This window comes from Pseudomonas sp. CM25 (genome assembly GCF_013179705.1).
In the GTDB taxonomy this organism is placed as follows: domain Bacteria; phylum Pseudomonadota; class Gammaproteobacteria; order Pseudomonadales; family Pseudomonadaceae; genus Aquipseudomonas.
In genome coordinates this window covers 1-10,828 of the sequence record NZ_JABMCW010000187.1, presented here as the reverse complement: position 1 = coordinate 10,828, position 10,828 = coordinate 1, and the positions used below count along the sequence as shown (strand labels likewise).

The 10,828-nt window shown below is 57.6% G+C and carries 10 protein-coding genes; 5 read left to right on the top strand and 5 right to left on the bottom strand.

Annotated elements, in window-relative coordinates:
* The 4 genes from HP546_RS18670 to HP546_RS18655 all read left to right on the top strand — a co-directional run.
* On the top strand, positions 1-413 hold a 413-nt coding region (locus HP546_RS18670; RefSeq protein ID WP_218584550.1), incomplete at its 5' end, for a hypothetical protein.
* A 36-nt stretch (positions 414-449) separates the two neighbouring features.
* Positions 450-1,670 carry a cation:proton antiporter gene (locus HP546_RS18665; RefSeq protein ID WP_172228201.1) on the top strand — a complete coding sequence of 407 codons (1,221 nt, stop codon included), beginning with the start codon at positions 450-452 and terminating at the stop codon, positions 1,668-1,670.
* 30 nt (positions 1,671-1,700) lie between these two features.
* Positions 1,701-2,564, top strand: coding sequence for a DMT family transporter (locus HP546_RS18660; RefSeq protein ID WP_172228199.1), 864 nt, complete (start codon positions 1,701-1,703; stop codon positions 2,562-2,564).
* Between the two features lie 80 nt (positions 2,565-2,644).
* Positions 2,645-3,589: a LysR family transcriptional regulator gene (locus HP546_RS18655; RefSeq protein WP_172228197.1), complete on the top strand. Its 945-nt coding sequence runs from the start codon at positions 2,645-2,647 to the stop codon at positions 3,587-3,589.
* 864 nt (positions 3,590-4,453) lie between these two features.
* Here HP546_RS18655 and HP546_RS18650 read toward each other — a convergent pair.
* The 4 genes from HP546_RS18650 to HP546_RS18635 are packed head-to-tail and all read right to left on the bottom strand — an operon-like array spanning position 4,454 to position 9,010.
* The gene (locus HP546_RS18650) at positions 4,454-6,127 is read right to left on the bottom strand and encodes an FAD-dependent oxidoreductase (RefSeq protein WP_172228195.1); all 1,674 of its coding nucleotides are present in this window, start codon (positions 6,125-6,127) and stop codon (positions 4,454-4,456) included.
* Positions 6,128-6,166: 39 nt separating this feature from the next.
* A complete protein-coding gene (locus HP546_RS18645; protein ID WP_172228193.1) occupies positions 6,167-6,487 on the bottom strand; it encodes an NIPSNAP family protein in 321 nt (106 codons plus the stop codon).
* A complete protein-coding gene (locus tag HP546_RS18640; protein ID WP_172228192.1) occupies positions 6,472-8,196 on the bottom strand; it encodes an FAD-dependent oxidoreductase in 1,725 nt (574 codons plus the stop codon). Before HP546_RS18640 ends, HP546_RS18645 begins: the two co-directional genes overlap by 16 nt.
* Before the next feature lie 4 nt (positions 8,197-8,200).
* Positions 8,201-9,010, bottom strand: a complete 810-nt coding sequence (locus HP546_RS18635; RefSeq protein WP_172228190.1) for a shikimate dehydrogenase — start codon at positions 9,008-9,010, stop codon at positions 8,201-8,203.
* Between the two features lie 154 nt (positions 9,011-9,164).
* Between HP546_RS18635 and HP546_RS18630 the strand changes: the two genes are divergently transcribed.
* Positions 9,165-9,935, top strand: a complete 771-nt coding sequence (locus HP546_RS18630; protein WP_172228188.1) for an IclR family transcriptional regulator C-terminal domain-containing protein — start codon at positions 9,165-9,167, stop codon at positions 9,933-9,935.
* Between the two features lie 19 nt (positions 9,936-9,954).
* On the opposite strand, the gene HP546_RS18625 is transcribed toward HP546_RS18630, so the two are convergent.
* Positions 9,955-10,828: ABC transporter ATP-binding protein (locus tag HP546_RS18625; protein WP_172228186.1), on the bottom strand; the 874-nt coding region annotated here is incomplete at its 5' end.

The window sequence follows — 10,828 nt, the reverse complement described above, 5'->3', positions numbered from 1 at the left end:
GTCCGGAGGGACCCGTGTTGATTGAACAAAATGGTCGCATGCCAGGTGCATTTGTACCAAAGTTGATTGAGGTTTGCACAGGTATTGATTGTTATGAATTGGCGTTGGATATATATCTAAGTAAAGAAGTATGTTCCACGCGTAAATTGAAATTTCAAAAGCATTTCTGTGTTTGCTGTTTGGTTTCTGAAAGGTCAGGGGTAGTAGAAGGGTTCAATGGAGTGGAGCTAGTAAAGCATTTAGAGTCTTTCCATATGATGAGCTTGCATGTTGCGGTAGGTGAGCTTGTTGGAGTAACGGTGGATTTCCTTTCTTCTTGGGGAATGGTTTATCTTATTCACGAAGATTTAAAAATCTTACAGGCTGAGTCGGAGTTAGTTCACAGATTGCTTACGCTGCAATATCGAGCCTGACTTTAAGGGCTCAGAGAGTTTGTTAGGGAGGAGTCAGTGTATAATTTAAGTCTGACGCTTTTGGTAGTGATTTTGGTTTGCTGGTTATCTCGAAAGCTGGTGGCCGCATTAGGTCAGCCGGAATTTATTGGAGATATCCTTGCAGGGGTGCTAGTGGGGCCACATCTTTTAGGAACTTATTTACCTGAGATCTTCCCCTTCGTTGATCTACTGAGTGCTGTTGAGCTATTACAGGGGCTAAGTGAAGTTGGGCTTATTTGGATACTAATTGAGATCGGTTGGCGGGTTTCTAGCCTCGATAATGGGGCGCTGAGTAATAGATCAATACTGGTGATGGCTTTTTTTAGTATAACTGTTCCTTTTTTTGTGGGTATGTTGCTCGGGTATTGGTCCGTGGAGGACTTGGCTTCAAGCGAGTCAGCGCTTGGTTATGTTCTTTTTTGTGGGATAGCTTTATCTGTAACGGCGCTACCGGTGCTGGCTTTGATAATTGAGCGCTCAAAATACATAAGTCAGTCTGTTGGAGGGACTGCTTTAGCAACTGCCATCTATACCGACGCTTTCGCATGGATAATGCTATCGGTTGTAGTTGGGTTTTGGGGTAAGCCACAGGGGGAGGACTCTTCGTTTCTGTTGCGCGCTACCGGCCTGACGTCGTTCTTGTTGGTGGCAATTATCTTCAGGGCTGTCACCTTACGTTTGAATTTAAGGGCCGAGTCTTCTCGTCCAGGAGAGATATTGATCATCTTTCTTTTTGTGCTGCTCTGTGCGGGTGTAACCCATGGCCTAGGTTTTCATTATTCCATAGGCGTGATTGTGGCGGTCTTTACTTTTGGAGATATTAAAGGGATCGGGTATGCATGGGAGAAATGGGAGGGAAATCTACGAGTTGTTATGGTTCCTATTTTTTTCATCGGCACAGGGGCGATGATATCCTTTTCCGGTTTTGAATCGCGACTTTGGATTTGGCTCGTGATTTTTGTGATTGCTGCAGTGGCAAGTAAAGTAATGAGTTCATTCGTTTCGGGAATCATCCTGAATATGGAACGGCGTGACTCTCTGGTGCTTGGGGTGTTGATGTCAACCAAAGGGACCGCAGAACTGGTAGTTTTATCTGTAGGGCATAGCTCATCTCTCTTGTCAGACGATTCCTATAATGTGCTTTTGTTACTATCGGTCGTGTCTACGCTGTTGACACTGCCGCTACTCAGTCTGTTAAATAAATTCCAGCACGGAGGGGTTTTTCCGATAAAATAAATTTGATGAAAACAATAAGAGAGGTGCGCTGTGGATGTTTTAATGGGGTTGTTGGCAGCTGTGTGTTGGGGGGTTACAGATTATCTAGTAAGTGTAAATGGCAGATCACTTGGTGTAAGGCGCTCAGTGTTTTATAGTCAGCTAATTGGCCTGGTGGTTTTGAGTATATTCCTAGGTCTGTCATCAGATAGCTTGATAGTTCTTCGCGAAGCCACCGGAACGATTATTCTGGTTTGCATTATCGCGGCCGTGCTAACTTTGGCAGGTGCTTTTTTTCTCACCAAAGCATTGACTCAGGGGCGCACTTCAATCGTGGCGCCGCTGATTACTTCCTACGGTGTCGTCACTACAATTCTCGCTTGGCTGAGCGGGGACGTACTCACATTATATCAAGTAGCAGGTATAACTATCTGTGCTTTTGGCATATGGCTTGTGGGTGCTGGGCACCGTACGGCTAGAGTCAATTCATATGGCAATGAAAAGGCTGCGGTTATTTATGCGTTGCTAGCTGCAGGTCTCTATGGCACCAGCTTTTGGGTCCAGGGTAAATACACGTTACCGGCTGTTGGGCCAGTCAATATGCTGTGGCTTAGCTATCTTATAGGTGTTGTGACTCTGCTTATCTTATTTAATCATGAGAAGAAACCGCATAAAGGGAGTGTAAAGGCCTGTTTCTCTCTAAGCGCCGCTAGTATTTTCAATCTTGGTGGATTTGCAGCCTTCTCATTTGGCGTGCTTGAGGGGTCGGTAGCCATTGTGACAGTGATTAGTACGCTTTCGGGTGGGGTGGCTGCAATTATTGGCTATTTTATGTACAAAGAAAGATTGTTCTTGGGTCAATTGCTGGGAGTGTGCTTGGTTTTACTAGGCGCTGTGGTGCTTCACGCCTTTTAAGAAGTTTGTGATTATCGCATGATTCGGTGCTGGAAATGCGGGTGGTATGTAACTTCTATTAATCATACAGAGTGCTCAAAATGGAATCTAAGAGCTATTTGCCTAAGGATCATGTGGACATTTTGCCATGCATGGCTGCCTTCGCTGTGGTGGTCGAGACTGGAAGTTTCGTTGAGGCTTCCGTGAGAATTGGTGTGACGGCATCTGCAGTTAGTAAACAAATAACAAAGCTAGAAAATATTCTTTCGCTACGGCTGATAGAGCGGACTACTAGAAGTTTGAAGGTCAATGCTGAGGGTGAGCAAATTTACGAGTACTGTAAATTGGTCTTAGAGTCCTCCGCAAATATTTTTCGAGTCAAAGATAAATTGGTCGATAACCCTCAGGGGTTAGTTCGGATGGGGGTGCCAAAGTCTTTGTATGCTACGTGTAGTAAGCTAATCCCTGGCTTTTTGTCAGCTTATCGAGATGTCAATGTTCAGCTTGTGTGTGGGGAGCGGTTTGATTTTGTCACTGACAGCATTGATGTAGGAATAATTGTCACTGAAAAGCCGCCAGAAGGGATGGTCGCACGCCGCTTATTTGATGTGGATTTCGTGTTATGCTCATCGGCTAGTTATATCAGTAAGGTCGGCCTCATTGCTCATCCCTCCGAATTGGCCGCTCACAGCTGTATCCCTTTTGTTGGGGATCTTGATAAACAGTATTGGAAGTTCAGGTCGTCGCATGAGAACTGTGACGTACCCATTCCTGGTAGATATCTTTCGGATTGCCCAGAAGCTGCGCTGACGGCTACGATATCTGGGGTTGGAGTGTCGTGCCTTCCAGTCTGTTTGGCTATCGATGCGCTGCGCAGTAATCAATTGATTAAGATTTTACCCGATTGGATCTACAAGGGCGCATTGCAAGGCACTGCCTGGATGGTGTATCAGCCTGGACATCATGTTTCGAAACGAATAAAAGTTTTGGTGCAGTATGTGATGGCTGATCTTTCAAGACTGAGTACTACTTGGAAGTTGATGTAAAGTCGCTGGCTTCTTCCGTTCGCTGGAGGTGGTTTGGTTGCACTGCTTGATTCTGTCATTTGTTAGGCTGCTAGTTACGTCACTAATTTTACGCCCGCTTCTTTAGGTGTGCTGCTAATCATGGTGCAACTGTCTGTGTGCTTTTCTCACGGACCATATGCAGTCAATACATGTCTGTATTGAAGAACTGTATTGAGTCCAAGGTCGCCGTTGGCATGATCCAAAGATTTTACAATGACCAGACGTGTCAATAAGCCTATCTGTACACCTAAGTGGGTCTATTAGTCACGGACCCACTCCCGTATGCTTGCTGTGGATGAGACGCAAGCGGAGATTAATACCTAATCGCCGCGAAGCGTAAGGGTGCATGCAGAATTCCCAGAGACACATTGACGGTTTCAGGAGCGAAGATGTTGTCCATAGCTTGCTATGAACGTAATAGGAGTTCTCTGGTGGGAGAGCATTACGAACCCTCGCTCTAGGCCTGAGATGTGGCCACCGATATTTTCATCAAGACTCAGTAGGGACGGGCTCGCATGACGTATCGAATGTGTTTCATGGCGTGTGTGTGATGCTGGGGCGGTGCTCCGGTGTTGCTTCGCGAGATAAAACAGACCAGCTTAGAGCCCATCACGTAGACGTGCTTTGACACGTCCGAGGTCGGCAGAAGCTGTATATTCCCGCCGCTTGAGCACCGCGCTGCATAACGCGGCGCCGACGTTTTCCTCATAGTACAGGATTCAATCCGTGATCCGCTGCGCTCGGTTAAGCGCAAATCCAAGCCCGCGTTGCCAGACTGTTAGACCGGCCCATGTACCGACAAAGCACCATAATCGAGCGCATGTTCGGCTGTGAATTTGGCGGCTACAACCCGCTCATCCCCCTGCCGGCCAGGTAACCGAACGTCATCCCCGGCCCAAGGGTAATGCCGCCGCTGGGATAATGCCCGCCCATCACGCTGTGCATGTCGTTGCCCACCGCATACAGCCCGGGAATCGGCTGCGCCGCGTGGTCCAGCACGCGGGCCGAACTGTCGGTCGCCAGGCCGGCAAAGGTACCCAGGCTGCCCGGCAGCAGTTTCACCGCATGGAACGGCCCGTGCAGCAGCGGCCGCAGCGACGGGTTGGGGGCCTGCAACGGTTCGCCCTGCGCCTGGTTGTAGGCTGAAGCCCCGCGCTGGAAGGCTGGGTCTTCACCCTGGCCCGCATGGTGGTTGAAACCCTCTACCGTGCGCTGCAACTGCCCAGCGTCGATCCCGCAGCGCTGCGCCAGTTGCGCCAGCGTGCGGCCGCTGTGCAAATAGCCGCAGCGCTGATAATAGCGAGTAGGGAAGGGGAAGGGTTTTGCCCAGCCGATGCCATAGCGACGTTGTGCGGCGTGGTCGCAGATCAACCATGCCTCGTAAGGCTCTCCCTGTGGCGTAGCGGCGAACAGTGCATTCATGAAGTCATGGTAGCAATCCGCTTCGTTGACGAAGCGTCGGCCGTCGCGACGCACGGCGATAAAGCCAGGTTTTGCGCGGTCGATCAGGTGCGGAAAGTGGCCGAAACGGCCATCGCCATACGGCACCCTGGATACCGGTGCCCAGGCGCCAGCCTGGGACAATGGGGTGCCGATCCGGCCGCCAGCTTGCTCGCCCAGGCGCAGGCCGTCACCGCTGTTTTCCCTGGGCGCTGCGCAGTAATGCTGCACACCGTCCGGCGCGTGCGGCATCAGTTGCGCGATGCGCTGACGATCATGCGCGAAGCCACCGCAGGCGAGCACCACACCCCGGCGGGCGTGGATCACCTGGCCGTCGGCGAACGCCGCGCCATTGACCCGCCCGTCACCCAGCAGGCGGCTGGCCGGCTTGTCAGTCAGCAGCGTGACGCCAAGGTCAAGGGCGCTGCGCAGCAGGCGTGCCACCAGTGCGTTGCCATTGACCAATTGCCGGCCGCGACGGTACAGCATCAGGTCACGGCCGTGGCGCAGCAGGCGCTTGCCGACATGCCATGCGGCCTTGGGCGAGCGCGTGGCGTTGAAGAAAGCAGCCATGTCTGCCCCACCGGCGATGCCCATGCCGGCCAGGCTGACGATATCCAGCGGCGGGCGCAACCTGTGCAGCCAAGGCCCAAGCAGGCGCCCATCGAAAGGCAGCGCACACAGCGACCGGCCGCCGCGTGCGCTGCCGTCGCCTTCGTGCATGTCGGGCATGCGGTTGCCGGATTGGAACTGCACGGCAGTGTGTTGCTGGAAAAACGCCACCATTTCCGGCCCATGCTGCAGGAACGCACGCTGGCGCGCGTCCAGCTCACAGCTGTGGGTTTGCGCACGCAGGTAGCGCTCCGGGGCATCGTCGGCTTCGACGATGCCGTCGGCGATGGCGAGCGGGTTGCGTGGTATCCACAACCAGCCCCCCGACCAGGCGCTGGTGCCGCCCAGCTGGCTGGCTTTGTCTGCGACGATCACCTGCAGGCCGTGGTGCGCGGCAGTAACGGCGGCAGCCAGGCCAGAGGCGCCAGAGCCGATGACGAGTACGTCACATTCGAGGGGATGCATGTGGGGTTTCGCTCAGGCATTGAAAGAAAGGGCGTGCGCTTACTGCAGCGGCGAAAAGCCGGTGGGCCGCAGCAGCCGTGACTGCAGGTGCAGTACTGCACCCAGCTCGCGGTTGCGCCGCGAAAACTCCGCCCAGCGCGGGTCTGCAGCCATGGCGGCGCGCCGTGCCATACGCTCGTCGAGGCTGGCATAGCCCCACATGTGCACCACCTGGTTGGCGTCGCCGAACTCACTGGCAAAGAAGCCGACCAGGTTGCCCAGGTGCTCGCTTTGTACTTCCAGCGCGTGGCTCTGGTACAGGGCCAGCCAGTCAGCCATTTTCAGCGGATCGAGGGTGTAGGTTCTCAGTTCGTAGTACATGCGTGAGTCTCCGTTTGAGTGGTCGGCGCCTGCAGGCGCGCGGTGATGTGGTTGGCAGCGAGCCAGCCGAAGGTGAGGGCGGGACCCAGGGTGATACCGGGGCCTGGGTACGTGCCTTTCATCATCGAGTTCATGTCGTTGCCGACTGCGTACAGCCCGCTGATGGGCTGAGCGTTGCGGTCCAGTACGTTGGCATTGACGTCGGTTACCAGGCCGCAGGCCGAACCGAGGTCGCCGGTGTGGACGCGGATGGCGTAGTAGGGGCCGCTGGCGAGCGGCGCCAGGCACGGGTTGGGCGTGTGCTGCGGGTCGCCCATGTAGCGGTTGTAACTGTTGCCGCCTTTGTCGAACGCGCGGTCGATGCCGTTGCGGGCATCGCTGTTGAACTGCTCCAGGGTCGTTGCGAATACCTGCGGGTCGATGCCGATCGCCTGGGCCAGGGCTTGGGGCGTTGCGGCGCGGTACAGATAGCTGGCGTCGATCAACGCCTGGTTGTTCACCGGTTTTGGTCGCGCCAGACCGAGCCCGTAACGGTTCATCGCCTCGGCATCGCAGACCAGCCAGCAGTTGGCAATGCCTTTGGCGAACATGGTCTGCACAAAGTGGTGGTACGAGTCGGACTCGTTGACGAAGCGGCGCCCGCTTGGGTCCACCGCGATCACCCCTGGTTTGGCGCGGTCGGTGACCAGATGCGGAAAGCGCTCGCGCTCGCCACCGGCATGGCGCAGTTCAGAAACCGGTGCCCAGAAGAAATTGGCCGCCAGGCCCTCGCCCACGGCTGCCGACACAGCTTGACCAAGGCGCAAGGCGGCCCCGTCATTGCTGCATGGCGACATGCTCAGGTGCGACACACCCAGGGCTGGGCGGTAGCTGGCAGCCAGAGCGCCGGCAGCGAACCCACCCATGGCGCACACCACACCGCCGCGGGCCAGTACCCGCTCACGGCGGCCCTCGCGCTGCACCACCACGCCTGTCACCGCGCCGCGTTCGACGATCAGCTCCAGTGCCTCGCTGCGCAACCACAGCTGCGCGCCGTGGGCGAATGCGCTGGTGGCCAGGCGCGCGATCAACGCGTTGCCGGTGGTCAGCCGGGTGCCACGCGGGTGGTGCAGGCGGTCCCGTGCATAGCGCGCCATCAGCTTCAGGCAATGCCACAGTGACCCGGGCGAGCGGCGTAGGTTTAGGAAGTGCTGGATATCCACGCGGTTGTCCATCATGCCGCCGAACAGCAGCATGCCAGGCGGTGGCATTTTCAAGTCCTTGAAACGCGGGCCAAGGTGCTTGCCGTCGTACTCGACCATTTCCAGCGCCCGACCGAACTGGGTGGCGCCGGGCGCATCCGGGTAATAATCCGGCGAGTGTGGGCGCAGGCTGTAGCGCAGTTCGGTGTGCTGCTCCAGCCAGCGCAGCGCCTGATGACCGTGCTCGATGAAGGCATCGACCAGGGCGGGGTCGTAGCCATCGCCAATGACATGTTCAAGATAGGTGCGCATGGCTGCGGGTGAGTCCTCGGCGCCAGCGGCACGGGCCTGGTCGGTGCCGTACAGCCACACCGCCCCGCCGGAAATCGCCGAGGTACCGCCAAACTGCCCGGCCTTTTCCGCCACCAGTACCTTGAGCCCGCGGCGGGCGGCCGTGGCGGCGGCAGCCAAGCCGCCGGCGCCGCTGCCGAGGACGATCAGGTCAACGCTGTGTTCGAGAGTTGCCATGGCTTCAGATCTCCAGCGGCGTGACGCCCATGAATGCGCCGAGGTGGCCGAGTTGGGCGAAGGCCATTTGCGGCCCGGTCTGGATCGCGCAGCCTACCTGGCGTGCCCGGTTCAGCAGTGGGGTGATCTCGGGCGAGGTGACTACATCGGCCACCAGGGTGTCGGGCTGCAAGGTGGCCAGCAGGGCGGCTGACAGCGGCAGCTCCGCGCTTGCGCCCATGCCGACGGGGGAGGCGTTGGCGACCAGGTCGAAGTCCTCCAGGCCATAGAACTGCGTGTTGATAGCGATTTCGGGGAAGGCATTGCCGAGCAGCTCGCATACCGCGCCCATTCGCATGGCGCTGGGGTCATGCAGGGTAATGCTGGCGATGCCGGCCTCGCCCAGTGCATAGGCAATGGCACTGCCGACTCCGCCGCAGCCAATCACCAGCGCCCGTTTGCCGGTCGGCTCAAAGCCATGCTTGCGCGCGGCCCCCAGAAAACCGGCGCCATCCACGTTGTCGCCCAGCAGGCGGCCGTCACGCTCGCGGCGGATCACATTGACCGAGCCCAGTGCGGCCGCACGCTCGCTCAGGCCGTCCAGGCGGCTGGCCAGGGCCTGCTTGTAAGGCACGGTAACTACGCAACCGCGCAGGTTCTGCCAGCCGCGCAGGCTGCCGGCAAAGCTGTCCAGCGCCGTTTCCTGCAGGTCGATGGGCAGCATGGCAAGGTTGCAATTGTTGTGGGCAAACCAGGTGTTGAAGTTTTCCGGGGACTTCACCTGGGCGATGGGCGAACCGACGATAGCGACCAGTTCCGTTGAACCACGAATCATGCTGACCTCCTTCTTGGCGTTGTTGTGGAGGCAAGCCTGATGCAGCAGCGCGTGTGCAACAATGCGCGGGAGTGGCAGTTAATGCGATAATCGCATCCATGTTGCGATTATCGAATTAATCGCCGTTTTCGCATCCTGCTTGTGAGCCGATTCCGTGACCATTCCAGAAATCCACCCTCGTGATCTCATCGCCGGCTTGCAAAAAGGCCTGGCGCTGATGCAGCTGTTCAGCGTCGAGCAGCCGCGCCTCAGCGTGCCGCTGGCCGCCAGGTTGTCAGGCCTTACCCCAAGTGCCGCACGGCGCTTTCTGTTGACGCTGGTGCACGAAGGTTTTGCCGAAACCGACAGCCGCGAATACTGGCTGACGCCCAAGGCCCTGCGCATCGGCCAGGCCTATGTGGACTCGGCGCAACTGCCGCGCATGCTGCGGCCGATTGTCGAGCAGGTGGCACGGCAGACCCAGGAACACGTGTCGGTGGGCACCCGCGATGGTGACGAAATCATCCACCTGGTGCGCAGCCGCTACAGCCATGTGGCTTCGTTGTCGATCAGGCCTGGTTCGCGGGTGCCGATGCATTGCACCGCCAGTGGGCGCATCTGGCTGGCCTGGCTGGATGAAGGTGAGCGGGATGGCTACTTTGTGCGCAACCCGCTGCGCGCCTTGACGCCTTACACCCAGACTGACCGGCAGCAGCTGGAGGCAGATTTGCAGCGGATCAAGGGGCAGGGCTTCTGTATCGTTGACCAGGAGTACGAAATCGGCATGCGCGTGCTGGGTGTGCCGCTACTGGACCGGGCCGGGCGGCTGAAAGCCACGCTGACCATCACCACCCACGCATCGCGGTTGAGTGTTGATGAAATACGCTTGCGCTATCTGCCGCCCTTGTATGAGGCTCAGGCGTTGCTGCGGCCGGTTCTGGACTGAGCGCCAGCAGCGCCAAGGCCTATTCCACTGCCTCGGCCACACCCTGGTCCTCACCCAGGAACCCGCCACTCTGGTGCTGCCACAGCCGCGCGTAGGTGCCGTTTTTTGCCAGCAACTCGGCGTGGGTGCCTTGCTCGATGATGCGCCCTTCATCCATCACGATCAGCCGGTCCATGGCCGCGATGGTAGACAACCGGTGAGCGATGGCGATGACAGTCTTGCCCTGCATCATTTCATCCAGGCTTTCCTGAATCGCCACTTCCACCTCCGAGTCCAGCGCACTGGTGGCTTCGTCCAGCAGCAGGATCGGCGCGTTCTTCAACATCACCCGGGCAATGGCGATGCGCTGGCGCTGGCCGCCGGAGAGCTTGATGCCGCGCTCACCCACCAAGGTGTCGTAACCGCTGTGGCCTTGGCGGTCGCTGAGCTGGCTGATGAAACCATCGGCCTGGGCATTGGCAGCAGCGGCACGGATCTGCGCCTCGGTCGCATCGGGACGGCCATAGGCAATGTTGTCGCGAATCGAGCGGTGCAGCAGCGAGGTGTCCTGGGTGACCATGCCGATGGCGCTGCGCAGGCTGTCCTGGGTGACCTTGGCCACGTTCTGCCCGTCGATGAGGATTTCACCACTGTCAACGTCGTAGAAGCGCAGCAGCAGGTTGATCAAGGTGGACTTGCCCGCCCCGGAGCGGCCCACCAGCCCGACTTTTTCACCCGGGCGGATGTGCAAGGTCAGGTCGTTGAGCACCTGCCGCTCGCCGTTGTAGTTGAAGCCGACCTTGTCGAAAGTCACCGCGCCACCGCGTGTCACCAGCTCACCGGCACCTGGCGCATCCTGCACCTTGGGCCCGCGGGTGAGGGTGGCCATGCCGTCCTGCACGGTACCGATGTTT

Excerpts from the sequence above, each read along its gene's own strand:
- HP546_RS18655 (WP_172228197.1), top strand. The coding sequence starts at position 2,645 with ATGGAATCTAAGAGCTATTTGCCTAAGGATCATGTGGACATTTTGCCA.
- HP546_RS18650 (WP_172228195.1), bottom strand. The coding sequence starts at position 6,127 with ATGCATCCCCTCGAATGTGACGTACTCGTCATCGGCTCTGGCGCCTCT.
- HP546_RS18645 (WP_172228193.1), bottom strand. The coding sequence starts at position 6,487 with ATGTACTACGAACTGAGAACCTACACCCTCGATCCGCTGAAAATGGCT.
- HP546_RS18640 (WP_172228192.1), bottom strand. The coding sequence starts at position 8,196 with ATGGCAACTCTCGAACACAGCGTTGACCTGATCGTCCTCGGCAGCGGC.
- HP546_RS18635 (WP_172228190.1), bottom strand. The coding sequence starts at position 9,010 with ATGATTCGTGGTTCAACGGAACTGGTCGCTATCGTCGGTTCGCCCATC.